Below are 24508 nucleotides of genomic sequence, written 5' to 3'. Positions count from 1 at the left end.
CTTGTTACTATAAATAGGCTTGTTGGGCACCACCGCCAATCTAAATGATTCAGCTTGGCAGACGCCTCGATAAAGGCATCATGGTGTTATTACCCAAGTGACTTTTTGCCAACCATCAGCCGAGTTTATGGTAGGCTTAAGTTTTCTCCTATACGATAGACTTTATGGCCAAGATCAGTTCCTATTTTGAAGCCGACAGTGTGCTGGCACAAGCGCTGCCGGGATTTGCACCGCGCGCCGCGCAAACCACCATGGCCACCGCTGTTGCCAGCACCTTAAAAAAGCGGCAGCAATTAGTGGTCGAGGCTGAAACCGGCACCGGTAAGACTTATGCTTATCTGGTACCGGCGCTGTTAAGTGATGGTAAGGCCATTATTTCTACGGGTACTAAAGCCTTGCAAGAGCAGTTGTTTCACCGCGATCTTCCCACCTTGCGTAAACTGTTGGCGCCGAGCAAAGTGGTGGCGCTCCTCAAAGGACGCGCTAATTACTTGTGCATACATAGGTTGCAAGCAGCCCAAGCTCATGCCAGTGAACTCACTAAAGTACAGCAACAGCAGTTACGTGAGGTGCAGATTTGGGCGCAGCGTACCCGCGATGGCGATGTTGGCGCGATCAGCGGACTCCCAGAAGATGCTGAGATTTTGCCGGTGGTAACAAGTACGGTGGACAATTGCTTGGGCCGTGATTGCCCTCTGTACGATGATTGTCACCTGGTGCTGGCCCGCAAAAAGGCCTTAGATGCTGATTTAGTGGTGGTAAATCATCACTTATTCTTTGCTGATATGGCACTGAAGGATGTTGGTTTTGGTGAATTGGTACCAGCTGCTGATGCCGTGATTTTTGATGAGGCGCATCAGTTGCCAGATATTGCTAGTCAGTATTTTGGCGAAGCTGTGTCTAGTCGTCAGCTGCAAGAATTGGCCCACGAAATTAAGGTGCTGTACTTAACTGAACTTAAAGATTTGCGCCAATTAGAAAAGGCCGCTGATAAACTCTTGTTAAGCTTGCGCGATTGGCGCTTGGTGTTTCCGACCGAGCCACAACGCGGCAACTGGCGACAGCATGCGGCGCAAGCAGAAGTACAACAAGCGGCGCAAGCGGTAGAAGACAGCCTGACGTTTTTAGTGCATGTAATCAAGCAAGCTTTAGGGCGTAGTAAAGATTTAGATAATGCCTACGACCGCTGTATCGATGGCTTGGCGAAATGGCAGTTGTTGATGGATACCCAACGTACTGGCTACAGTTTTTGGTACGAAACCACGGTGCGGCAAGTGACCTTGCATCAGACTCCCTTAAGTGTCGCTGATAAGTTTGGAGGCTATTTAAACCGCTCCGACATGGCGTGGATTTTTACCTCAGCAACCCTAGCCGTGGGCGAAGATTTTACCCACTTTACCCACCAGTTGGGTTTATACAAAGCGGCAACCTTATGCTTACCAAGCCCCTTTAACTTTGCTGAGCAGGCGGTCTTGTGTATGCCTCGATACTTGCCGCAACCCCATGAATTTAGCATGGCGGATAAACTGGTTGAGATAGTCCTACAGGTGCTTGAAGTCAATACCAGCGGCGGTACGTTTGTACTGTTTACCAGTCATCGCATGTTGCAACGGGTGGCCACCTTATTGGCCCCATTAACTGACCGTGAATTACTGGTGCAAGGCAGTACCAGCAAACGAGAGTTGTTGGAGCAATTTATCGCCAACGGGCGGGCGGTGTTGCTAGGCACAGCATCCTTTTGGGAGGGGGTAGATGTGCGCGGCGATGCGTTACGCTGCGTGATTATCGATAAGTTACCCTTTGCATCGCCCGACGACCCCTTGCTGCAAGCGCGAGTCGAGGATTGTCGTTTACGTGGAGTTGAGCCCTTTATGCGAGTACAATTGCCACCTGCGATTATCGCACTCAAGCAGGGTGCGGGGCGACTCATTCGTGATGCCCATGACCAAGGTGTGTTGATTGTTTGCGATCAACGGTTGGTGACTAAACCTTACGGTGGCTTGTTTTTGAAAAGCTTGCCAGCCATGCGTAGAACGCGCGAATTAAATGATGCCTTAGAATTTTTAAAAGCTTTGGAGACCAGTTAGTGAAGCACACTGTTTTAGCCTTAGATACTTCTACCGAGATGTGCTCGGTAGCATTGCGCGTGGGCAACCAATGGGCCCAGCGCAGCATGTTGGCACCGCGTGAACATTCACAGAAGATTCTAACCTTAATTGATGAGGTACTAGCTGAGTTTGAGCTTGGTCTAGCAGACGTGGAACAGCTGGTGGTAGGCCACGGACCGGGTAGTTTTACTGGGGTGCGCATTGGCGTTTCAGTGGCGCAAGGGTTGGCTTTCAGTCAGAACCTACCGGTAGTGGCCGTAAGTACTTTGGCGGCCTTGGCACAGCAAGCCATACGCTTACATGATGCGAAGACTATAGTGAGCGCCATTGATGCCCGCATGAATGAAGTTTACGTTGCGGTTTATCACAATCAAGCAGGGTTAGCGAAGCCGACCCTCGCGCCGCAAATGGCCAGTCTAACGGCCTTAGCGCAACAACCTTGGTGGCCAGCAGGGCCAGTTACAGCAGTGGGCACGGGTTGGCAGGCTTATGGCGAGGCCTTGGCGGCGGGCGCCAACGTGCAGATTCTAGATGATGTCACCTTACCATTGGCCGAAGACATGATTCGTCTGGCTGATGCTGGTTTACCTGCCGTTGACGCGGCCGATCTTGAACCGCTTTATGTGCGTAATGAAGTGACTTGGAAAAAGCTACCGGGACGTGAATAAGGGCGGCCGTTAAGTAGCCTGCTTGATACATATTTTTACAAGATATTTGCGGGAACTAACTGGTAACAAGGCTTTTCTAAACTATGCTATACAGATACATGCACGCAGAGGAGTAGACAAATGAAACAGTTATGGTTGATGGGTCTTGCGGCACTTTTTTTAAGCGCTTGTTCGTCTGTTCCTGATGAACTTGAAGTAGTTGATGAAGCAAGTTTGGTAAGTTATAAGAATGCGCTTGAGCAGCCGGAGCAATATATCGGCCAGCCAGCGCGTTGGGGCGGTATGATTGCAGCGGTGCGTAACACTGATGCGGGTACCGAAATCGAAGTGGTTCACTTAGAACTGCAAGGTTGGGGACGTCCCGTTCCAAGCGATCAAAGCGATGGGCGGTTTCGTGCCAAACTGGCCGGCTTTGTGGACCCCATGGTTTACAAAGAAGGGCGCTATATTACCTTTACCGGGACCATAGCCGCAGCTGAAACGGGAATGATTGACGAATACAACTATTTGTTCCCGGTACTGAATGCCAGTGGCAAATATTTGTGGCCGATTCAAAAAGAAAAAACTCAAGTTGAGGTAGATTATAGTTCGTTATGGTATCGTCATTACTACTTCAGCCGTCCGCACTACCCAGGTCCGGTGATTATTCGCAATACCCAGGGTGCTAGCGAGGGCGGTTCGGGCCAGTCAGATAAAGGAAATAATTGATTGTGACGACAACGGCAATAGCACCGTCTACGCAACTGCGTTATCAACAGGCTCGGCATCATGCTGAGCCTGTTTCTTTTGATTTACCCTGGGGCACCATGCGTGGTTTGCAATGGGGGCCTACAGATGGTTACCCACTCTTGGCTCTGCATGGCTGGCTGGATAATTGTCACAGCTTTTTGCCTCTTGCCGAAGAATTTTTGCAGTCGGATCTAGCCGGTGACTATCGTTTGATAGCACTGGATTGGGCTGGGCATGGGCATTCTGACCATCGACCGGCGGGCAATTATTATCCCTTTATCGATTATGTCTACGATATCTGGAGCTTGTGCCAGCAACAGCAATGGCCTCAGGTGGCTATTGTGGCTCATTCCATGGGGGCCTATGCGGCCAATATGTTGGCAGGCATTGCGCCAGAGTTAGTGAGCGAACTATTGGCAATAGAGGCCTTCGGTTTGATTGCCACCGCTGCGGATAAAACCACAACCGAGCTTCGCCAAGGCTTTCGTAGTCGTTGGCAGCAACAGCAAAAACAACCGCCACGCTATCCCAATCTTGATTTAGCCATCAGCGCCCGCGCTCAAGCTGGTGATTTTAGTCGTGAACTAGCGGCGCTTTTAGTTGAACGCGGCATTGAACAATTAGGCCCCGAACATTATCAGTTTCGTGCTGATGGGCAATTGCGGGTAAGTTCGGCGGTGCGCTTAACTGCGGCTCAGATTGGTGATGTGCTAGCCCACATTGAATGTCCTTTTACCGTGCTGTTGGGTAGCCACGGACATCAGCGTCTAAAAACGGCCTTACAAGACTGGCGTGAGCAAGTTCCGCACCTACGGGTACACGAAGTTGAAGGCGGTCATCATGTTCATATGGAGCGCCCAGATGCGATTATTGGTTATTTATCACAGATAATTCGGCATCATAACGGCTAGGCAACACTGGTTGGATATGCGATGATTGCGTGTTAGTAAATTTTAATTAAAAGTATTCAGGAGCATGAAGCGCGTGGATAAAATTTGGCTAAAACGCTATCCAGCAGGGGTTCCGGAGACCATTGATCCGGATCACTTTAACTCGTTAATTGATATTTTTGAGCAAAGTGTAAAAACGTACGGCGATAAAGTTGCGTTTGTAAACATGGACACTGAGCTGACGTTTAATGAGTTAGATACGCTCAGTAAAGATTTTGCCGCTTACCTGCAACAGCAAGGTTTGCAAAAGGGCGATGCCGTCGCTTTGATGATGCCAAACTTACTGCAATATCCTATTGCGCTGTTTGGGGTGTTACGAGCTGGGATGACCGTGGTTAACGTGAACCCGCTATACACGGCCCGCGAATTAAAGCATCAGTTGAGTGATGCCAATGCGCAGGCCATTGTTATTTTGGATAACTTTGCGCACACCCTGGCGAAAGTGATTACTGAGGTACCGGTCAAGAAAGTGATCCTGACCAGTATTGGTGACATGTTGCCAGCACCGAAGCGTTGGGTTGTTAACTTCGTAGTTAAATATGTGAAGAAGATGGTGCCAGCCTATTCGTTGCAGCATACGACGCAGTTCAAACAGATACTAGCGCAAGGCGCCAAAGCTAAGTATCAACGACCGCAAATGAGTGGTGATGATCTAGCTTTCTTGCAATATACCGGTGGCACTACCGGATTAGCTAAAGGTGCCATGTTGTCGCATCGGAATATGGTTGCCAACTTAGAAATGGTATCGGCGTTGGTCGCACCTTTGGTAGTCGATGGCGAAGAAACCGTGATCACGGCGTTGCCGCTTTATCATATCTTTGCGCTTACGGCCAACTGCTTGACCTTTATGAAGCACGGTGGACGCAATATTCTGATTACTAATCCGCGCGATATGCCAGGCTTCGTAAAAGAATTAAGTAAATACCCGTTCTCTATCATTTCTGGGGTGAACACTCTGTTTAATGGGTTATTACATGCCGACGGCTTTAAAGATTTAGATTTTTCTCATCTTAAGATCGCTTTAGGTGGCGGTATGGCAGTGCAACGTGCCGTTGCCGAGCATTGGGAGCGAGTGACTAAATCGCGCTTGCTAGAAGGCTACGGCTTAACTGAATGCTCACCGATAGTAACCGTTAATCCTACGGATATTGAGCATTACAACGGTACCATAGGGTTGCCATTACCATCTACTGAGGTGCGTATCGTTGATGTTGATACTGGCGAGGAGTTACCGCAAGGCGAAGCCGGCGAATTACAGGTGCGCGGCCCGCAAGTAATGGTGGGTTATCTGAATCGTCCTGATGAAACCGCCAAAGTGATGATTGATGGCTGGTTTGCCACAGGTGATATCGGTTTGATGGATGAGCAAGGCTTCTTCAAAATTGTGGATCGCAAAAAAGACATGATCTTAGTGTCAGGCTTTAATGTGTATCCTAACGAAATAGAAGACGTGATTGCTGAACATCCGAAAGTTCTTGAAGTTGCCGCGGTAGGGGTACCTCACGACAGTTCGGGTGAGCAAGTCAAAATCTTTGTGGTACGCAAGGATAAGTCGCTCACTGAAAAAGAATTGATTGCGTATTCACGTGAAAATATGACCGGTTATAAAGTGCCCAAATTAGTGGAATTCCGTGAGGAGCTACCAAAAACTAATGTCGGGAAAATTTTACGGCGTGAGTTACGTGACGAAGAAGAGGCCAAAGCGAAATAATTAATGCTTCCTTTTAATCTGATCACCACTGCAGAGCAGCTTGCTGGGTTTTGCCAACAAGCTGATTCTGCAAGTTTTTTAGCGGTGGACACGGAATTTGTCCGTACCCGCACCTATTATGCCAAATTAGGTTTAATCCAGGTTCGCGCCGATGACTTGCTGGTGTTGATTGACCCACTTGCAGTGACGGATTTAACGCCACTGTGGCAGTTGTTCGCCAATCAACAACAACCCCTCGTGATTCATGCCGGTGGCGAAGACTATGAGATCTTGTCCCAGCACATGGGGCAGGTGGTGACTGGCGTGTTTGATACCCAAATCGCAGCAGCGGTAGCTGGCCATGGCGATGCGTTAGGCTACGCTGCCCTAGTGGCTCATTATACCCAAGTAGAGCTCGACAAATCCCAATCAAGAACCGATTGGCTGCAACGGCCTTTGGCCACTGAGCAGCTTGATTATGCCGCAGCTGATGTGTTTTATTTGCATCAAATTTACCCGCAGCTGTTGGCCGAGTTAAGCCCTGAGCAGCTAGCTATTGTGTTAGAAGAAACGGCGCTGCAAGTACAAAAGCGTGCCCATCAAGACCCACCACATTGGCTTTATTTGAGTTTTGGTAATGCTTGGCAGTGCAATCGCCAACAACTGGCGGTATTGCGTGAGTTATTGCAATGGCGTTTAGAGCGGGCACAGAAATCTGATATTCCACTGAGCTTTGTCGCAAAAGATCATACCTTACTTGAGCTGGCACGACGCATGCCAAGCAGTATTCATCATCTACGTGGGGTGACCGACTTATCTCCGGTGACAGTACGCTACGCTGGTGAAGCCCTGCTACAAGCAGTTAGCAAGGGTGCAGATGCTAGTGACCAGCCAGCGAGTTTAGAACGCTTAACGGATATGCGCGGCTATAAAGTGGTCTTCAATGAGTTGAAGAAGCGCGTTAACGAGGTTGCTGCTGAACTGCAGTTACAGCCCAGCTTGGTCGCCTCACGGCGTCAAATCAACGATGTGATTCATTGGTTTTGGCAAGTACCAGCTGCTGCCCAAGCAGAATTGATGGTACCAGACTTGTTAACGGGTTGGCGCGGGGCTAAGCTTAAGGCATTCGCTGAAACCTTGTTATCTCAGCATCACTAACCAATAAAGAGAGCGCCTGACTATGTTGTGTGCGATTTATCGCAGTCCGCGCCACGCGGATACCTATTTATATATGCCGCATCCTGCCGACTTTACAAAACTTCCTGAACCTTTGCAGCAAAGTTTCGGTCAACCTATTCATGTGATGACGCTCGCCTTAACTGAATCGCGCTCGTTAGCGCGGTTGAGTGTGGCAGAGTTAAAGCAACACTTAACTGAGCCTGGGTTCTATTTACAACTACCCGAGCCACAGGAAAACCTATTAAAAACATTGAAACCAAAGGAGTCTTTCAATGATTAAAGCATGTTGTTCGGTTGCCGTAGCACTGTTAATGGGGCTAAGCGCTACTGTGGCTCAGGCCAATGAGAACGAAATTAGTGCTGATGGTTTCGCTGCTTATGTGGCCAAACTTAAACAAGAAGCCTTGGCCGATGGTTACGCCCAAAGTACCTTAGACACAGCTTTTGCTGAGGTGAAACTGTACCAGCGTTCGGTTAAAGCCGATCGTAATCAACCGGAATTCAAACTCACGCTGGATACTTACTTACCGCGAGCTGTCCCTGAGTGGAAAGCCAAAAAGGCAGTAGAGAAATACCAAGAGCACCGCGATTTATTAGAGCAAATTGGCGCTGAATATGGCGTACAACCGCGGTTTATCGTGGCGCTGTGGGGCATTGAAACCAATTTTGGTAGCTTTACTGGCGGCCAAGACGTGATTTCAGCACTCACCACCATGGCTTACGAAGGGCGTCGTGAGGCCTTTTTTAAGAAAGAATTATGGCACGCACTCACCATCGTAGAAGAACAGCATATTCCGATTGAACAAATGCGCGGCTCGTGGGCCGGTGCTATGGGACAAACCCAGTTTATGCCAAGTTCATTCATGCAGTACGCAGTGGACTATGATGGCGATGGTCGTAAAGATATCTGGGGCTCGATGGGCGATGTCTTTGCCTCGGCGGCCAACTACCTTAAATCTGTGGGCTGGCGGGATGATGTTACTTGGGGTCGCCAAGTGCAACTACCAGACTCTTTTGATACCAGTTTAGCTTCGTTGAAAACCAAGAAAACTCTAGCTGAATGGCAACAATTGGGCGTGCGTCGAATGGACGGGAGTGATTTACCGCAACGGGACGATATTGAAGCCTCTGTGGTGATCCCTGATGACCAGCAGGGCCGCGTTTATCTCGCATATGCCAACTACGATGCCTTGATGCGTTGGAACCGTTCGCACTATTTTGTGGCAGCGGTGGGTTATTTGTCGGATCGTATTCGGTTTCCGCGGTAATTGGTATGTATCAAGCGGACCAACTTGCTTTACCGCAACCGTCGAAAATCGTGTGTGTGGGCCGCAATTATGCGGCCCATGCAGCTGAGTTAGGTAATGAGGTGCCGGCGGCACCGTTATTGTTTATGAAGCCCCCCTCGAGCATTACCTATTTACCCAAGGTGATGATTCCAACCCAGCAAGGCGAATGCCAACATGAAGTTGAACTCGCGGTGCTGATCGGTCAGCCCTTGACCGCAGCCACCCCAGCCAGCGCACAAACGGCCATTGCCGCCGTAGGGGTGGCGTTAGATTTAACCCTGCGTGAGGTGCAAAGCCAGCTCAAAGCGCAAGGGCAGCCATGGGAACGTGCCAAAGCCTTCGATGGCGCCTGTGTGCTATCTAGTTGGCTCACAAGCGCAGAACTGGCGCTGGATCAACCCTTGCAGTTTGGCCTAGAGGTAAATGGCCAACCGCGGCAACAGGGGGATTCTCGGCTGATGATCTTTCCGATTGCAGAACTCTTAGCTGAAGTGAGTCAGTCTTTTAGCTTAGTCCCTGGCGATGTGGTGTTAACCGGGACTCCTGCTGGGGTGGCCGGGTTAGCGGTTGGTGATGAGTTACAGCTGTGGTTGCAGCCGGCTGATAGTGGCTCTAGCGCGTGGCAATGGCAGGGCCAGGTGGCGGCCGGACGTGGCTAAACCATTTTGGCAAACTACGCCATTAGCTGAGATGACGACCGAGCAGTGGGAGTCACTCTGTGATGGCTGTGGCAAGTGCTGCTTACATAAGCTGGTGGATGATGACACCGATGAGCTCTATTTTACCGATGTCAGTTGCCAACTACTTTGCGCTGAGAGCGGCAGTTGTAAGCAGTATGCGACGCGCTTCGATATCGTTCCTGATTGTGTAGTGATAAGCCAAGACAACTTGCAGCAGTTGTATTATTTACCTAACAGCTGTGCTTATCGCCGCCTTGCCGAAGGGCGTTCGTTGCCAAGTTGGCATCCGTTACGTCATCAAGGTAGTAAAGATGCCATGGTGGCAGCGGGGATAAGCGTGGTGGGCCGAGTTATCAATGAACGCGACTTTGCGGCCGAATTAGAAGACCGCATCGTGACTTGGCCGCTGCAAGATACCCCTTGAAAGCTTTTTAACCCTTACCCCTTTTATAGAGCACGCTGCACTAGTAAACGAATCAGCATGACCGCCACGGCTACGATGGCATAGCCAGCAAAAATGATTTGCATCCACATCGGCATACTTAAGCCGGCAAATTGCCAGTCAATATCTCCACATAGGCCGGGTGCACCAAAGAGATTAGGCAGCAACTCGTGCAAGGGTAACCAGCTAGGAAAGTTAGGAAAGGCCTCGCAGACAATAAAAAAGGAGTTTTCTGCTTGCTGTAGCTGCACGTGTTCGGCCGCGATAACATAGCCCCAAACTGCCGCCACCAGCCAAGCCAACCAAGCTAAACTGCGCAACAGTAGCTGTTGTGGTCTTAGGAGGCCAACAAAGGCAGCCAAGCCAATGGCGATGATGGCGGTTCGTTGGTAAATACACTTAACGCAAGGTTCAATGCCCAAACCATGTTGGACATAAAGCGCAAAGCTAAGTAAAGCTAAAACGCTCAACAATAAAAACAACCACGGCAAACGTTGCGTTGGTAGCTTGGCTAGATGTTTTAACATACTGAGTCTCTTCACAATGATGTACTGCCGGCACCTTACCTTAGCAGCTTAAAATTGTCGATAATAATGATGTACTGACCAGCGCAATCAAGATGTCGGTAAATATTTTCGCAAAACTTGTCCGACCATTGAAAAGGCTGGTAGAATCAGCCCTCACTATGACAAATATCAGCAGTAAGCAGGCACCCGTTATTCAAACTACAGGGCATTTCATGATCATCAAAGCAAAGAGTCCAGCAGGTTTTGCCGAGGAATATATCGTAAAATCTATATGGAACGGGCATTTTGCGCCAGGTACCATTCTTCCCGCAGAACGCGAGCTGTCCGAGTTGATTGGGGTAACCCGCACCACCTTACGTGAAGTTTTGCAGCGGCTGGCCCGTGACGGTTGGTTAACCATTCAACATGGTAAGCCGACGCGGGTGAATAACTTCTGGGAAACTTCAGGCCTTAACATTCTCGAAACCTTAGCTAGGTTAGATGAAGATGGTATGCCTGAATTGGTGGATCAATTGTTGTCGGCACGTACTAATATCAGTGCTATTTACATTCGCCAAGCGGTTCGAAATGCACCAGAACGAGTAGCAGAATTGCTTACCGCTGCGGCTACCCTAGAAGATAGTGCCGAAGCCTTCAGTCAATATGATTATCAATTGAATCATGACTTAGCCATGGCCTCTGGCAATCCTATTTATGTGTTGGTACTGAACGGCTTTAAAGGCTTGTATTCACGGATTGGTAATTTTTACTTCTCAAATTCACAAGCTCGGCAATTAGCTCGCAAATACTACGCGGATTTAAAAACCATGGCGGCAGATTCGCGCCGTGACGATGCGGTATTATTAGTACGCGAATACGGTTATCAATCGGGCCGTATCTGGCATAGTATGCGCAGTGAGATCCCTGATAATTTAGTTGAGTAAGTACTGGTTGAGTAAGTATTGGTTGAGTAAGTACTGGTTGAGTAAGCACTGGTTAAGTAAGTACGGGTTGGATATAAAAAACTCCAGTTACTGTAAGCACAGTACTGGAGTTTTTTTTATGGGCACCGAGTGCATGCACTCGGGCCATGAGCGAAACGGATTAAGCGAAGTTTTTCGCTACGAAATCCCAGTTCACTAAGTTCCAAAATGCATTTAAGTAGTTTGGACGGGCATTACGGTAATCGATGTAGTAGGCGTGTTCCCACACATCAACAGTTAAAATAGGGGTTACTGAAGCATCAGTTAACGGGGTTTCAGCGTTGCTGGTGTTTACGATAGCAACCGAACCATCCGCCTTTTTAACTAGCCAAGTCCAACCAGAACCGAAGTTGCCAGCTGCTTGGGCACTAAACTCTTCTTTGAACTTAGCGAATGAACCAAACGCCGCATTAATGGCGTCCGCTACCGCACCAGTTGGCTCGCCGCCGCCATTTGGGCTTAAGCAGTGCCAGTAGAAAGTGTGGTTCCACACTTGTGCTGCGTTATTGAACACGCCACCTTTGCTAGACTTGATGATGTCTTCTAGCGATTGGCTTTCTAAGTCAGTACCAGCTACCGCATCATTTAATTTGGTAACATAAGTCTGATGGTGCTTACCGTAGTGGTATTCAATGGTTTCAGCTGAAATGTGTGGCTCTAGTGCATCTTTTGCATAAGGCAATGCTGGTAATTCAAATGCCATGTCGACTCTCCGTTATTATTTGCGTATGGATTTTGAAACATTCTAGTTTCTCATGCCAATGCATTCTAGCATTGAAATAAGATCCTGCAGTCACTATATAGTTAGATTGTGGCATAAAAGTTTATTTCAAGGGGGCTGGCTGGGTTTATTTAACCTAACTACTTACTTTGGGAGTGCTGATAAGGCAGGCTCGATATGCTAAACTAATGGCCATTTTAAAATGCTCTACATCTGAGGTATGCATGGAAACTGTTGAAAAGATCAAACAGCAAATTGCTGAAAACCCTATTCTGTTATACATGAAAGGGTCACCTAAATTACCAAACTGTGGATTTTCTGCGCAAGCATCGCAAGCATTAATGAGCTGTGGTCAGCCATTTGCTTACGTTGATATTTTGCAAAACCCAGATATTCGTGCAGAATTACCCGCTTACGCTGATTGGCCAACCTTTCCACAATTGTGGATTGAAGGCGAATTAGTGGGTGGTTGTGACATCATTTTGGAAATGTTCCAAAAAGGTGAATTGCAGGCTTTAATTGCAGAAGTTGCTGAGCGCCATTCGGCCCCAGCAGAATAAGTAAACCTAGAAAACGGAGATATAACATGGGTGTATTAGTAGGTCGTAAGGCTCCTAACTTCACTGCTGCAGCGGTATTAGGAAACGGTGAAATTGTTGATAGCTTTAACTTATACGAGCAAATTAAAGGTAAGAAAGCGGTTGTTTTCTTTTACCCATTAGATTTCACCTTCGTATGTCCTTCTGAGTTGATCGCATTTGACCACCGTTTAGAAGAATTCAAAAAACGTGGTGTAGAAGTTATCGGTGTGTCTATCGATTCACAATTCACGCACAACGCATGGCGTAACACCGCTGAAGCAGACGGCGGCATTGGTGCGGTTAAATATCCATTAGTAGCCGACATTAAGCATTCAATTTGCCGTGCTTACGATGTTGAGCATCCAACTGACGGCGTGGCTTTCCGTGCGTCATTCTTGATCGATGAAGAAGGCGTGGTACGTCATCAAATCGTGAACGACTTGCCATTAGGCCGCAACATCGACGAAATGATTCGTTTGGTTGACGCGTTGAACTTCCACCAGAAACACGGTGACGTGTGCCCAGCTGGTTGGAAAGAAGGCGACGAAGGCATGAAAGCAGACCCTAAAGGGGTAGCAGACTACTTGTCGAAAAACGCTGGCAAACTGTAATAGCCTAAACTTTTAGGCTAGTTCAAAGAATAAGCCCCAGCTACTGGTTTCAGTGCTGGGGCTTTTTTTGGCCTTTTACGGCATGCGGCATGGCGACAAGAGACGTTAGAGCGCTCGTGCGCGAAAGCGCTTACCTTTGATTTTGTCGTTATTGAGAATGGCCAGTGCCGCTTTCACCTGAGCTTTGCGGACCGTCACAAAAGACCACTGGCTAAGCACTTTGATTTTACCTATCGCGTCTACTTTAAGCTGATTATCTTTGGTGAGGGCGCCAACAATGTCACCTGGGCGCAGTTTATCTTTCTTGCCCCCAGTGATTTGCAGCGTACTCCACAGTGCGGGCAAGCTAAGATTAGCCGCAGCCGGTGCTGGTAGTGCTAACAGCTGAATAGGTTTATCGAGTTGATCTTCTAGCAGATGCCTTTGATAGTTATCCTGTGCCCCTAGCAGCGTAATAGCTAGACCAGCACTGCCAGCCCGCCCGGTACGGCCAATGCGATGGGTGTGGGTATCAAGGTCATGGGCCATATGCACGTTAATCACCAGGGGTAATTGATCCACATCCACGCCCCGCGCGGCGACATCCGTTGCAACTAACACGCGGACACTACCATGGAGAAATTGAATCATCGCTTGATCGCGCTGTTTTTGGTCAAGATCACCATTTAAGGCGGTGGCGCTAATGCCTTGGCCAAGCAAATGAGCCACAATGTTTTGCGTCTCAGCTTTGGTATTACAGAACACCATACAGCTGGGTGGCTGTAATTGGAGCAGAAGATTTGCCACTGCGTTAGCGGCAGTGTCGGTTAACTCATAAAAACGTTGGGTAATAGCCGCTGGTACTGCAACATCTTCAGTCTGAATATGTTTGGCCTGTTGGCTTACCTGTTGCGCAAGTTGGGCGATAGTGGCTGGGTAGGTGGCACTAAACAATAACGTTTGGCGCTGGCCCGGTAGCGTCTTCACAATAGCCTTAAGATCATCGATAAAGCCCATTTCTAGCATGCGATCCGCTTCATCCAAGACCAACGTGTGGATGGCTGCTGTGCTGAAAGCTTGCTGCTGCAGCAAATCTAGAATACGCCCTGGCGTACCCACCAGAATGTTTGCACCGTGCTGCAATGACTCACGCTGGCCTCGCGCTGGCACCCCACCACAAAGTGTCAGTACTTTCACATCGCCGATGGCTTTGGCAAGACTACGAATGACTTCGGCTACTTGTTCGGCCAGCTCACGTGTTGGACACATTACCAGTGCTTGAGGTGCTTGCTGAGCGGGCACCAGCTTGGTTAACAAGCCTAGCGCAAAGGCTGCGGTTTTTCCGGAGCCGGTTGGGGCCTGTACCACCACATCTTGGCCCGCCAAAATCACCGGCAAACTGCCTGCTTGAACGGGGGTCATGGTGCTGTAGCCAAGCTCGGCCACGCGTTGCAACAAATTGGCTGCTAACGGAAGCTGACTGAACTGGCTGAGAGGAGGTTGGGTGGTTGGCATTGCGACAGTGCTCATGATAGATGTGCTAACTTATACGTGATGAATAGACGGTTCATAATAGCAGAATTTGGGCTATGCTGGATATCAGAGAAAGTATTTATGGTGAATCTGCAAAACATCAGGAGCGCAAACAATGGATGAATTTATGCAAGCGGCTATCGCTGAAGCAAAACAAGGGTTAGCTGAGGGCGGGGTGCCCATAGGTTCGGTGCTCGTGCACCAAGGCAAGATCATCGGCCGTGGCCATAATCGAAGGGTGCAAAGTGGCAGCCCTATTTTGCATGGCGAAATGGATGCCTTAGAAAATGCCGGCAGGCAACCGGCGAAAGTTTATCGGGAATGCACCATTTACACCACCTTATCCCCTTGTTGCATGTGCGCAGGAGCAATTGAGCTCTATGGCATCAAAAAGGTAGTTATTGGTGAAAATCAGACCTTTATGGGTGCTGAACAGCGCTTGCTTGAGGCCGGAATTGAGGTGGAGGTAAGGCAGGATGCTAGCTGTATCGAATTAATGCAAAACTTTATTCAGCAGCATCCGCAGTTATGGCATGAAGACATCGGGGTTTAGTCTTTAGCAGGCTTAACCCAACGCGAGAAATAGAACAACACTAGCGCGGCAATAGCTCCTAGGGTATCAGCCAGCATGTCTTTTTGGGCATCCCAGGGGTCACCTTGTGAGCCCAAAAATTCGATGCCGGCATTGCCGCCTTCAATCACCGCGAATTGCCATTCAATGATCTCGTAGGCGGCGGCTACAGCCATGATTAAAAACAGCCCGAATAACATCGCCGTCACGGGGCGAGCCCATTGCTTACGCAGCAATAACTCAGCCGCCGCATAGGCATAAAAGCCTACACTAAAATGAGCCACCCGGTCGTAATGGTTGCGCTCAAAGGCAAAGGTTTCGGTGACCCAATCAAATGGCACTTTGGCAAAGGTGTAATGCGCACCTATGGTGTGCATGATGAGTAGCACGCTCATCAAAAGATAGCTGGTATTACTGAACTTAAATTGCTTGTAGGTGACGGCCAAGCCGATAAAGATCGCAAAAATAGGTACCATTTCAGCCCACCAAACCCGATTATCAGCAGGCGCTATGGCTGACCAGCAGACGACCACCACAAACAGGCTGGCTAAGAATAATGGAACACGGTGATGGGTGGGCATATGCGTTTCCTTGTTATTGTTTGTGTTAAGTGCCAGCGAGGCTTAGCTGTTGCTTGCGGGTTGCAAGGGCCAGCCACCGAGATCTTGATAGCGATTAACCATATAGCAAAACAGCTCAGCGGTACGTTCAGTATCATACAGGGCAGAATGCGCCTGTTTACTATCAAAGGCAATACCAGCTGCTTGGCATGCTTTGATCAGCACAGTTTGACCTAAAAACACCGCAGCTAAAGCGGCCGTGTCAAAAGTAACAAACGGATGGAACGGATTGCGTTTGAGTTGTGCTCGCTCTGCTGCTGCCATAACAAAGCTATGGTCAAAGGTCGCATTGTGGCCGACTAAAATACAACGTTGACAACCCGCGTCTTTTTGCGCTTTACGAATCGGCTTGAACATGTCTTTGAGAGCTTCGCTCTCTGCTACTGCGCCGCGTAAGGGCGAGTGCGGGTCAATGCCATTAAAATCGATGGCAGCTTGCTCAATGTTGGCACCTTCGAAAGGCTCAACATGATAGTGCAAGGATTTGGCCGGTTGCAGTTGTCCGGCCTGATTGAATTCCAGAATAACCGCGGCAACTTCAAGTAAGGCATCAGTTTTGGCATTAAAACCTGCGGTTTCAACGTCAATAACGACCGGCATGTAGCCGCGAAAGCGCTCTTGCATGGTCACCGCAGCAGCGGGTGCAGTGCTGGCTGGCGTTGGTGTTGGCGTTGGTGTCTGGCTCATAAATCTCCAGGATTGGCTGCGCTACGCTCAATTAACTCAATGGCATAACCGTCCGGATCACGAACAAAAGCAATGATGGTTTTGCCACCTTTAACCGGCCCTGGCTTACGATAAACATCGGCACCAGCTTGCTCTAATTGCTCACAAACTTGATAAATATCGCTAACACCAATAGCAATATGGCCAAAGGCACCGCCGTGTTCGTATTCAGTAACACCCCAATTGTAAGTTAACTCAAGCACGCTATGGTCAGCTTCATCGCCGTAACCAACAAACGCCAGAGAATACTTGTATTCTTCGTTATCAGCGGTACGTAATAGCTTCATGCCCAACAGTTCGGTATAAAATTGAATGGAGCGTTGCAGGTCGCCAACACGTAGCATGGTGTGCAGTAGTCTCATGTTAAACCTCGTCTGATGTCTTCTGTTTAAATTCGCACAAATCTTCGATTAAGCAACTGCCACATCTTGGCTTACGCGCAATACAGGTGTATCGCCCGTGTAAAATAAACCAGTGATGAGCATCTACTTTAAATTCGGCCGGAATCACTTTTTCTAGTCTATCTTCTACCGCTCGGACGGTTTTGCCTGGCGCAAATTTAGTCCGATTCGCAACCCGAAAAATATGGGTATCGACGGCAATAGTGGGCCAGCCAAACGCTGTATTGAGCACCACGTTAGCGGTTTTGCGTCCAACCCCTGGCAAGGCTTCTAGAGCCTCGCGGTCTTCTGGCACAGCGCCTTGATGTTGATTCACCAAGATAGTACAAGTTTTGATGATGTTCTCAGCCTTGGCATTAAAGAGGCCGATGGTTTTAATGTACTCTCTAACGCCGTCCACGCCCAAGGCTAACATGGCTGCCGGAGTATTGGCTGCGGCAAAGAGTTTACGAGTCGCTTTATTTACCCCAACATCGGTGGCTTGGGCCGATAACAACACAGCAATCAGTAACTCAAAACTCGAGTTGTACTCAAGTTCCGTAGTAGGGTGCGGATTGTGCTCGCGCAAGCGCGTTAAAATAGCAATACGTTTGTCTTTATTCATGATAGTTATTGGGCCGTAACCCGAGCCCGCGTTACTTGTTTTTCTGGTGTTTTGGCGCGCTCGGCTTGGCGCTGATCGAACCAGTTTTTACCCGCAATGATAAAGCCCATCACAATAAAGGCCCCCGGCGGCAGAATCGCCAACAGCAGCGGGTAGTCAAATTGAACCAGTTCGATACGTAGCTCACTGGCCCATGCTCCTAGCAGTAAATCGGCACCATCAAACAGGGTGCCGTTACCGATAATCTCACGAATGGCGCCTAACAACACCAGTACTAAGGTGAAGCCTAAGCCCATCATCAGGCCATCAAACGCCGATTTTTGCCAGGGGTTCTTGGAGGCATAAGCTTCGGCACGACCAATGATGGCACAATTGGTGACGATCAGCGGAATGAAAATACCCAGCGATTGATACAAGCCATACACATAAGCGTTCATCAATAATTGCATGACGGTAACAAAGGTTGCAATCACCATCACAAACACCGGAATACGAATTTCTTTAGGAACCCAGTCGCGCACTAGTGATACGGTGACGTTAGAACCCACTAACACCAGTAAGGTTGCCAAACCAAGCCCAAACGCATTCGTTACCGTTGAGGTAACTGCGAGCAGAGGGCACAGGCCTAGCAGTTGCACTAAGGCAGGGTTGTTGGTCCACAAGCCCTGTAGGGTTAACTCTTTGTAGGCGTTCATGAGCTTACTCCGGCACAGTTGTTAGGGGCCGCGAACCACTGTTGCTGTTGCTGCTGAAATAACAGGTTGGCACGTTTTACTGCCTGCACTACGGCTCTTGGGGTGATAGTAGCGCCAGTAAATTGATCAAACATACCGCCATCGCGAGTCACCGCCCAGCGGTTGTCATCAGCTCCTTGCACGGTTAAACCGTTGAAACTGGTGATCCAATCATCTTTGCGGATCTCAATTTTATCACCCAAGCCCGGGGTTTCTTGATGGCGTAGGGTACGCACGCCACTCACCTCACCGGCGACGGTGAAGGCTACTAGTAGTTCAATCGCACCACTGTAACCATTCGGTGCGGTCACTTCTACCGCTAAGGCGGTGGCTTGCTGGTTCAGGCTAGCCCGATAAATGCGATGAGAGCCAGGCCCCAGTTCAGCATGGTCAACTAAACTACAGCTCTGGTACAAGTCGTTATCATGCAGCTCAGGTGGAATTAATTGGTTCAGCACTTGCAATAATTCTTGTTCTTGTTGGCGCTTAATGGGCTCCTCGGTAAACTGAGCTGTGGCCACAATGAGCAGGGTTGCAACAATAGCGAACAAGGCTAGAACCATACCATTATGGCGCATACTTTTGCCGATCATGTTCTACCTCCATGGCCATAGGCTAGCGGTTGGCTGTACTTATCAATCACGGGAACGGCCATATTAGCTAGCAACACCGCAAAGGCAACAGCATCAGGGTAGCCCCCCCAAGTGCGAATCACCATCACTAAAGCGCCAATGATGAGGCCGAAAATGAAGCGGCCTTTGTTAGACGTAGCCGCTGTTACCGGATCGGTGGCAATAAAAAAGGCCCCCAACATGGTTGCACCACTCATCAGATGTAGCCAAGGAGAGATGCTTTGATCCGGATAGAACAACCACAACAAAGTAGCCGGCACCGTTAAGCCTAGCAGCACCCCGGCCGGGATATGCCAACTGATAATACGTTGATAAATAAGCACCAAGCCGCCAAGCAAAAAGGCCAGATTGAGGTAGCCCCAGCCAACCCCAGCAAAACTCCCAAAAATAGGTTTTTGCAGCGCTTCTGCGGTGGTGAGTTGATGACTAAGATCGGTGCGTAAGCTATCTAGAGGAGTTGCCATAGTGACTCCATCAATACCGCTACGCAATTGCTCTAAACTGTAGCCTGCTTGGCTATAACCACTGCTGATTAACTGCCACGTATCGGTTAGCGATAACTGTAACTGTGCCAGTTGTTGTGGGATCGGCCAACTGGTCATCTGTACCGGAAAGGACACCAGTAACAGCACATAGCCAGCCATGGCAGGATTAAATAGATTTTGGCCAACGCCGCCATAGACATGCTTCACCACCAAGATGGCAAAGGCGGTGCCAATCACAATGATCCACCAAGGTGCCAAGCTGGGTATGCTAATGGCTAACAACACGGCAGTCACTATGGCGGTATGATCCTGCCAGGCACTTGCTATGGAGCGTCCACGAACACGCATCACGGCAGCTTCACAGATCCATGCCGTGAGTAATGCTAACAACAGTTGTAAGATAATCCCTAAGCCAAAAAAGTAGCTATGTACCAAGATGCCAGGAATCACCGCCAGGTAAACCCAACGCATCACTTGCGTGGTGGTACGCCGTTGGTGAGCGTGGGGCGATGCGGCTATTTTAAATGTCATGATGATTCACCTTCGGCAGAGTCGTTGGCCTTGGCGGCAGCAGCGGCTTGTGCGGCTTTGCGAGCTTTGGCCCGAGCAATCGCTGCTTGGACCGCATCTTGCGGGTTATCAGCGCCAGCGGCGACCGCTTCAGCTTGGGCCGCTTTACGTGCTTCAGCAGCTTGCCGATGACGTTCTAATCGTTCTTGTTTTTCGCGTTCAAGGCGCTCTTGGCGCGCTTCAAAGCGTTCGCGTGCAATTTCTGCCTTGGCTTTTTCGCGCGCAATATTGCGGATCTCAGCTTTGGCTTTACGATAGTAATGCACCAACGGAATTTCACTTGGGCAGACGTAAGCGCAAGCACCACATTCAATACAGTCAAACAGGTTCTGTTGCTCGAGGCCATCATAATCTTTGGCTTTGGCCAGCCATTGCAGTTGCTGCGGCAACAGTTGCGCCGGGCACACGTCAGCACAAGCGCCACACCGAATGCAATTCATTTCTTGCTGGGCTGGGGCTAGCTCGGTGGTTGAGGGCAATAACAAGCAGTTGGTGATTTTCACCACCGGCACTTGTAAATTAGCCAAGGCAAAGCCCATCATAGGCCCGCCCATGATCACCCGTTGTGCAGCCTTACCGGTAGTTTCATGAAAGCCCGCATAAGCTAGCAGATCAGCAACTGGAGTACCAAGACGAACCCAGTAGTTACCAGGTTTATCCACTTGTTCGCCGGTGACGGTAACCACCCGTTGTATTAACGGTATGCCCAGTACGATAGCTTGATGAATAGCAAACGCAGTTCCTACGTTGTGCATCAATAAGCCGACATCAATCGGTAGGCCGCGACTGGGAACTTGCCGTCCGGTTAAAATTTCAATCAGTTGCTTCTCGCCGCCCGAGGGGTATTTTACCGGCACTTGGCGTAACGCAATGCTGCTTGCTGTTGCAGCGCGTTCACTAAGTAACTGGGTAAATATCGCAATCGCCTCAGGCTTGTTCTCTTCAATTGCAATCAAGGCTTTGTTGCAACCGCTAACCTGCATTAAGATCTCGGTGCCACTGATGATTTCGGCGGCATGTTCACGCATTAAGCGATCATCAGCAGTAATATAGGGTTCGCATTCCACCCCATTGATAATGAGATACTCAAGCGGACGTTGTAACGCTAATTTTTGTGCACTAGGAAAGCCCGCACCGCCTAAACCTGCAATCCCGGCTGCTTGAATACGCTCTAACAGCTCAGCCCGACTTAATTGCTGATAATCAGGGCAGGGAGTGGTTGGATACCATGCATCTTGGCCATCGGCAGCAAGGGTAATGGTGAGGTCAGTTAGGCCCGACGGATGAGCGATCGGCTGTTCGTCGATCGCCAGCACTGTACCCGAGGTAGGAGCGTGCACGGGTAAGCCACGTTGTAAGCCCGGTTGGGTGAGTGGTTGACCAGCACGGACGTAGTCGCCGACAGCAACCAGTATTTCACCACTGTTACCACTGTGTTGCTTAACCGGCACCACAAACGTCTTGCTTAACGGCAAGGTTTGGATGGGCGTTTGGTTCGATAGCTGTTTGCGCTCGGGCGGATGAATGCCGCCGTGAAAGCTCCACAACTGACCTGCCTCAATAGCACTGATGTTGATCGCGGACATTATTTAGCTGACTCCACAACAGTCACTGGAATCTGTTCTAGGTTCCATTGCCAATTTTCTGGGCGCACGGGTACCGGCACCATATCAATACAATCCACTGGGCATGGCTCCACGCAAAGATCACAGCCCGTACATTCATGGGCTATAACCGTATGCATTTGCTTGGCGGCGCCTAAAATGGCATCTACCGGACAGGCCTGAATACACTTGGTACAACCGATGCATTCATCTTCACGGATCACCGCTACCTTTTTGACATCCTCGGTACCATGTGCGGCATCAAGAGGTTGTGGTTCTACCCCCATCAACTCAGCTAGTTGCTTAATGGTTGCTTCGCCGCCCGGAGGGCATTTATTGATGGCATCGCCGTTGGCAATGGCTTCGGCATAGGGGCGACAACCGGGATAGCCGCACTGACCACATTGGGTTTGCGGCAAAATAGCATCAATTTGATCCACAATAGGATCGCTTTCCACTTTAAAGCGTACTGCCGCGAAGCCAAGAATAAGCCCAAACACCAGCGCCAGTACACCTAACACAATGATGGCAGTCAACATACTCATGCGTTGGTCACCAAGCCGCTAAATCCCATAAAGGCTAATGACATCAGGCCGGCTGTAATCATCGCCACTGCCGCACCTTTGAATGGCACCGGTACATCCGCCGCAGCTAGGCGTTCGCGCAACGCTGAAAATAAAATAAGGACCAGCGAGAAGCCTAGCGCTGCACCCAAGCCATAAATGATTGACTCGACAAAATTATGTTGTTCGTTGATATTTAATAAAGCCACACCAAGGACCGCACAGTTGGTGGTAATTAACGGTAAAAAGATGCCCAGTAAACGGTATAACGTGGGGCTAGTTTTATGTACGACCATTTCAGTGAATTGTACCACTACGGCAATCACTAAAATGAAGCTCAATGTTTGCAGCGCCATTAAGTCTAGCGGTGCCAAGATATATTGGTTAACAAGGTAGCTACACACCGAGGCTAACGTCAGCACAAAGGTGGTCGCAGCCGACATACCAATGGCTGTTTCTAGCTTATTAGACACGCCCATAAAGGGACATAATCCAAGAAATTTAACCAACACGAAATTGTTGACTAGTACTGTTGCAACCAACAGCAGCAAGTAGTCACTCATGAAGATACCTGTTCGCTCTTTATCGATACTGCATATTATCGAATTTTTAGCCGCTATAAACAACCGATCAAATGTAGTGTTATTAGCATTTGTCATCGATTGTTCATCGAGTTGTCACAGAGCTGCCATGGCTACTGGTTAAATTTGCGCCAGTTAACCTGCAGAGGAAGAGCATATGACGGGGTGGATTAAGCAGCTAAACGACTACGATCAGCGCAGTTTTAGTTGGTGTAATCACCGCTACCAAGCCTTAGCTCAACGCAAGTTGGTGCGCTGGATATCGCACTCAGGTGATGGCTATTTGTATGCGCTACTAGCTTTGCTGTTGGCCTTGCTACAAACCCAGACACAGTTGCAATACGCATTATGGTTGGGATTTGCGCTAGAAGTACCGTTATTTTGCCTGCTCAAGCGTTACTATAAGAGACCCCGCCCATATCAAGCCAAACCTGCGTTAAAAGCGGTGATTATTGCGCACGATCCTTTTAGTTTTCCATCCGGGCATACCACCGCAGCATTTTTAATGGCAGCGCTGTTAACTTGGACCTGGCCAAGTTGGTCGTGGTTGTTTTATGCCTGGGCAGTGGCGGTGGGATCGTCGCGGGTGTTATTAGGAGTGCATTATCCGGGCGACATTTTGGCTGGGATAGGGCTAGGAAGTATGATCGCTATAGGAGTGATAGCATGCGTATCTTAGTAGGAGTACAGGGCACCGGTAACGGTCATTTAAGCCGGTGCGCGGCATTAGCTGAGGCTGCTAGTCAACGCAGCGATATCGAGCTTGATTTTTTAGTATCAGGACGGCCGCAAGCGGCTTTGTTCGATATGGAAGCGTTTGGTGATTGGCAATGGTGCGAAGGCCTCACCTTTGCCGTGCAGCAAGGTCGAGTATCGCTACGAGAAACCATGCGGCGCAATAACTGGGGTAAGTTCTGGCAGGATGTACAGCAGTTGGATCTAGCTCCTTACGATCTCATCGTTAGCGACTACGAACCCATTACCGCCTGGGCTGGTCGTAAACAACAGCGCCGAGTGATTGGTATTGGCCGCCAGTTTGCCTTTTATAAAGCCACGCAAACACTCCCTATTCATGTCGCTCAACGGCAGTTGCTGCGTTGGTTTGCACCGGTAAGTGAGGCGCTGGGCATGCATTGGTTTGAGGATGGCCAGCACACGGTGCCACCTATTATTCACCAACGAGCGCAAGTGACGAATCTGCAGCAACGACATTATTTAGTTTATCTACCGTTTGAGAATTTAGCTGCAATCCATCAGTTGCTGGCGCCCCTCAGCGATTACCGGTTCAGTGTTTTTCATCCCCAAGCCGAGCATCAGCAAGTGGGACATGTGCATTATTTCCCGCCATCCCGGCAGGGGTTTGCGGATTGCTTTGCGAGTGTGGCAGGGGTGATCAGTAACGCCGGCTTTGAAACCAGCTGTGAAGCCTTAGCGATGGGCAAAAAGTTGTTAGTGCGACCGCTCCAAGGGCAGTTTGAACAAGTAGCAAATGCGCGTTGTTTAGACATTGCAGGCCTTGCACAGGTGATGGAAGAACTGAGTACAGAGCAAGTACAACGCTTTATTGAGCAAGACAGTGCGGTTTATTGTAAATGGCCGAATGTGGCAGAAGCGGTGGTTGCTTGGTTAGCTGCAGGCGCTCAAGAGCCGGTGGCTAAACTGAGCAAAAGACTGTGGCAACAAAGCGAATTGCATGATTATTTTCAATTGGTAAAGCGCTATTGAGTTAACTGGGGTAAGCGGGATTTGCGTGGGGCTAGGTTATTTG

The 24508-nt window shown here is 49.3% G+C and carries 29 protein-coding genes; 16 read left to right on the top strand and 13 right to left on the bottom strand.

Annotated elements, in window-relative coordinates; translation table 11 throughout:
* Window positions 1-164: 164 nt before the first annotated feature.
* The 10 genes from NOG12_RS05635 to NOG12_RS05590 all read left to right on the top strand — a co-directional run bounded on the left by NOG12_RS05635 (window position 165) and on the right by NOG12_RS05590 (window position 9717).
* Entirely contained in the window at window positions 165-2087 is a 1923-nt protein-coding gene (locus NOG12_RS05635) for a DNA repair helicase YoaA (protein ID WP_313932663.1), read from the top strand.
* Window positions 2087-2776, top strand: a complete 690-nt coding sequence (gene tsaB / locus NOG12_RS05630) for a tRNA (adenosine(37)-N6)-threonylcarbamoyltransferase complex dimerization subunit type 1 TsaB (RefSeq protein ID WP_313932662.1) — start codon at window positions 2087-2089, stop codon at window positions 2774-2776. The genes NOG12_RS05635 and tsaB overlap by 1 nt, the downstream gene beginning before the upstream one ends.
* A gap of 120 nt (window positions 2777-2896) precedes the next feature.
* Window positions 2897-3484 carry a Slp family lipoprotein gene (locus NOG12_RS05625; RefSeq protein ID WP_313932661.1) on the top strand — a complete coding sequence of 196 codons (588 nt, stop codon included), beginning with the start codon at window positions 2897-2899 and terminating at the stop codon, window positions 3482-3484.
* 2 nt (window positions 3485-3486) lie between these two features.
* Entirely contained in the window at window positions 3487-4416 is a 930-nt protein-coding gene (locus NOG12_RS05620; protein WP_313932660.1) for an alpha/beta fold hydrolase, read from the top strand.
* A gap of 73 nt (window positions 4417-4489) precedes the next feature.
* Window positions 4490-6166: a long-chain-fatty-acid--CoA ligase FadD gene (fadD, locus tag NOG12_RS05615; protein WP_313932659.1), complete on the top strand. Its 1677-nt coding sequence runs from the start codon at window positions 4490-4492 to the stop codon at window positions 6164-6166.
* A gap of 3 nt (window positions 6167-6169) precedes the next feature.
* Entirely contained in the window at window positions 6170-7303 is a 1134-nt protein-coding gene (gene rnd, locus NOG12_RS05610; RefSeq protein ID WP_313932658.1) for a ribonuclease D, read from the top strand.
* A 22-nt stretch (window positions 7304-7325) separates the two neighbouring features.
* On the top strand, window positions 7326-7604 hold the full coding sequence (locus NOG12_RS05605; RefSeq protein WP_313932657.1) for a YcgL domain-containing protein: 279 nt from the start codon (window positions 7326-7328) through the stop codon (window positions 7602-7604).
* On the top strand, window positions 7597-8592 hold the full coding sequence (locus NOG12_RS05600) for a lytic murein transglycosylase (RefSeq protein ID WP_418055300.1): 996 nt from the start codon (window positions 7597-7599) through the stop codon (window positions 8590-8592). Before NOG12_RS05605 ends, NOG12_RS05600 begins: the two co-directional genes overlap by 8 nt.
* A gap of 5 nt (window positions 8593-8597) precedes the next feature.
* Window positions 8598-9272 carry a fumarylacetoacetate hydrolase family protein gene (locus NOG12_RS05595; RefSeq protein WP_313932656.1) on the top strand — a complete coding sequence of 225 codons (675 nt, stop codon included), beginning with the start codon at window positions 8598-8600 and terminating at the stop codon, window positions 9270-9272.
* Window positions 9265-9717: a YcgN family cysteine cluster protein gene (locus NOG12_RS05590; RefSeq protein WP_313932655.1), complete on the top strand. Its 453-nt coding sequence runs from the start codon at window positions 9265-9267 to the stop codon at window positions 9715-9717. Before NOG12_RS05595 ends, NOG12_RS05590 begins: the two co-directional genes overlap by 8 nt.
* A 23-nt stretch (window positions 9718-9740) precedes the next feature.
* On the opposite strand, the gene dsbB is transcribed toward NOG12_RS05590, so the two are convergent.
* Window positions 9741-10262, bottom strand: a complete 522-nt coding sequence (gene dsbB, locus NOG12_RS05585) for a disulfide bond formation protein DsbB (RefSeq protein ID WP_313932654.1) — start codon at window positions 10260-10262, stop codon at window positions 9741-9743.
* A 212-nt stretch (window positions 10263-10474) separates the two neighbouring features.
* On the opposite strand from dsbB, the gene fadR reads away from it, so the two are divergent.
* The gene (gene fadR, locus NOG12_RS05580) at window positions 10475-11185 is read left to right on the top strand and encodes a fatty acid metabolism transcriptional regulator FadR (RefSeq protein WP_313932653.1); all 711 of its coding nucleotides are present in this window, start codon (window positions 10475-10477) and stop codon (window positions 11183-11185) included.
* 160 nt (window positions 11186-11345) lie between these two features.
* Here the strand turns inward: fadR and sodB are convergent, their stop codons facing one another.
* On the bottom strand, window positions 11346-11927 hold the full coding sequence (gene sodB, locus NOG12_RS05575; protein ID WP_110074689.1) for a superoxide dismutase [Fe]: 582 nt from the start codon (window positions 11925-11927) through the stop codon (window positions 11346-11348).
* A 242-nt stretch (window positions 11928-12169) separates the two neighbouring features.
* Here sodB and NOG12_RS05570 point away from each other — a divergent pair, with 242 nt between their 5' ends.
* Window positions 12170-12505, top strand: a complete 336-nt coding sequence (locus NOG12_RS05570) for a Grx4 family monothiol glutaredoxin (RefSeq protein ID WP_313932652.1) — start codon at window positions 12170-12172, stop codon at window positions 12503-12505.
* A gap of 26 nt (window positions 12506-12531) precedes the next feature.
* On the top strand, window positions 12532-13137 hold the full coding sequence (locus NOG12_RS05565) for a peroxiredoxin (protein ID WP_313932651.1): 606 nt from the start codon (window positions 12532-12534) through the stop codon (window positions 13135-13137).
* 105 nt (window positions 13138-13242) lie between these two features.
* On the opposite strand, the gene dbpA is transcribed toward NOG12_RS05565, so the two are convergent.
* Entirely contained in the window at window positions 13243-14646 is a 1404-nt protein-coding gene (dbpA, locus tag NOG12_RS05560) for an ATP-dependent RNA helicase DbpA (RefSeq protein ID WP_313932650.1), read from the bottom strand.
* Between the two features lie 118 nt (window positions 14647-14764).
* Here dbpA and NOG12_RS05555 point away from each other — a divergent pair, with 118 nt between their 5' ends.
* Window positions 14765-15202: a nucleoside deaminase gene (locus NOG12_RS05555; RefSeq protein ID WP_153826674.1), complete on the top strand. Its 438-nt coding sequence runs from the start codon at window positions 14765-14767 to the stop codon at window positions 15200-15202.
* Here the strand turns inward: NOG12_RS05555 and NOG12_RS05550 are convergent.
* From NOG12_RS05550 to rsxA, 10 genes are read right to left on the bottom strand one after another with little or no spacing between them, the layout of a single operon-like run.
* On the bottom strand, window positions 15199-15801 hold the full coding sequence (locus NOG12_RS05550; protein ID WP_313932649.1) for a DUF2238 domain-containing protein: 603 nt from the start codon (window positions 15799-15801) through the stop codon (window positions 15199-15201). The genes NOG12_RS05555 and NOG12_RS05550 overlap by 4 nt on opposite strands.
* Window positions 15802-15843: 42 nt before the next feature.
* A complete protein-coding gene (rnt, locus tag NOG12_RS05545) occupies window positions 15844-16464 on the bottom strand; it encodes a ribonuclease T (RefSeq protein ID WP_313932684.1) in 621 nt (206 codons plus the stop codon).
* Between the two features lie 59 nt (window positions 16465-16523).
* The gene (gloA, locus tag NOG12_RS05540) at window positions 16524-16928 is read right to left on the bottom strand and encodes a lactoylglutathione lyase (RefSeq protein ID WP_110074682.1); all 405 of its coding nucleotides are present in this window, start codon (window positions 16926-16928) and stop codon (window positions 16524-16526) included.
* Between the two features lies 1 nt (window position 16929).
* A complete protein-coding gene (nth, locus tag NOG12_RS05535) occupies window positions 16930-17571 on the bottom strand; it encodes an endonuclease III (RefSeq protein WP_313932648.1) in 642 nt (213 codons plus the stop codon).
* A 5-nt stretch (window positions 17572-17576) separates the two neighbouring features.
* The gene (locus tag NOG12_RS05530) at window positions 17577-18266 is read right to left on the bottom strand and encodes an electron transport complex subunit E (protein ID WP_313932647.1); all 690 of its coding nucleotides are present in this window, start codon (window positions 18264-18266) and stop codon (window positions 17577-17579) included.
* Entirely contained in the window at window positions 18263-18895 is a 633-nt protein-coding gene (rsxG, locus tag NOG12_RS05525; RefSeq protein WP_416380903.1) for an electron transport complex subunit RsxG, read from the bottom strand. The genes NOG12_RS05530 and rsxG overlap by 4 nt, the downstream gene beginning before the upstream one ends.
* On the bottom strand, window positions 18895-19953 hold the full coding sequence (gene rsxD, locus NOG12_RS05520; protein WP_313932646.1) for an electron transport complex subunit RsxD: 1059 nt from the start codon (window positions 19951-19953) through the stop codon (window positions 18895-18897). Before rsxD ends, rsxG begins: the two co-directional genes overlap by 1 nt.
* Entirely contained in the window at window positions 19950-21578 is a 1629-nt protein-coding gene (gene rsxC / locus NOG12_RS05515; RefSeq protein ID WP_313932645.1) for an electron transport complex subunit RsxC, read from the bottom strand. Before rsxC ends, rsxD begins: the two co-directional genes overlap by 4 nt.
* Window positions 21578-22141: an electron transport complex subunit RsxB gene (gene rsxB, locus NOG12_RS05510; protein WP_110074677.1), complete on the bottom strand. Its 564-nt coding sequence runs from the start codon at window positions 22139-22141 to the stop codon at window positions 21578-21580. The genes rsxC and rsxB overlap by 1 nt, the downstream gene beginning before the upstream one ends.
* A complete protein-coding gene (rsxA, locus tag NOG12_RS05505) occupies window positions 22138-22722 on the bottom strand; it encodes an electron transport complex subunit RsxA (RefSeq protein ID WP_313932644.1) in 585 nt (194 codons plus the stop codon). Before rsxA ends, rsxB begins: the two co-directional genes overlap by 4 nt.
* Before the next feature lie 175 nt (window positions 22723-22897).
* Here rsxA and NOG12_RS05500 point away from each other — a divergent pair, with 175 nt between their 5' ends.
* Together NOG12_RS05500 and NOG12_RS05495 are read left to right on the top strand one after the other, a co-directional pair.
* The gene (locus NOG12_RS05500) at window positions 22898-23419 is read left to right on the top strand and encodes a phosphatase PAP2 family protein (RefSeq protein ID WP_110074675.1); all 522 of its coding nucleotides are present in this window, start codon (window positions 22898-22900) and stop codon (window positions 23417-23419) included.
* A complete protein-coding gene (locus tag NOG12_RS05495; protein ID WP_313932643.1) occupies window positions 23407-24465 on the top strand; it encodes a glycosyltransferase family protein in 1059 nt (352 codons plus the stop codon). Before NOG12_RS05500 ends, NOG12_RS05495 begins: the two co-directional genes overlap by 13 nt.
* Window positions 24466-24508 lie beyond the last annotated feature (43 nt).

It is taken from the genome of Pseudidiomarina fusca (genome assembly GCF_032227045.1).
Lineage (GTDB): Bacteria > Pseudomonadota > Gammaproteobacteria > Enterobacterales > Alteromonadaceae > Pseudidiomarina > Pseudidiomarina fusca.
This window is presented reverse-complemented; position numbering and strand designations above follow the sequence as displayed.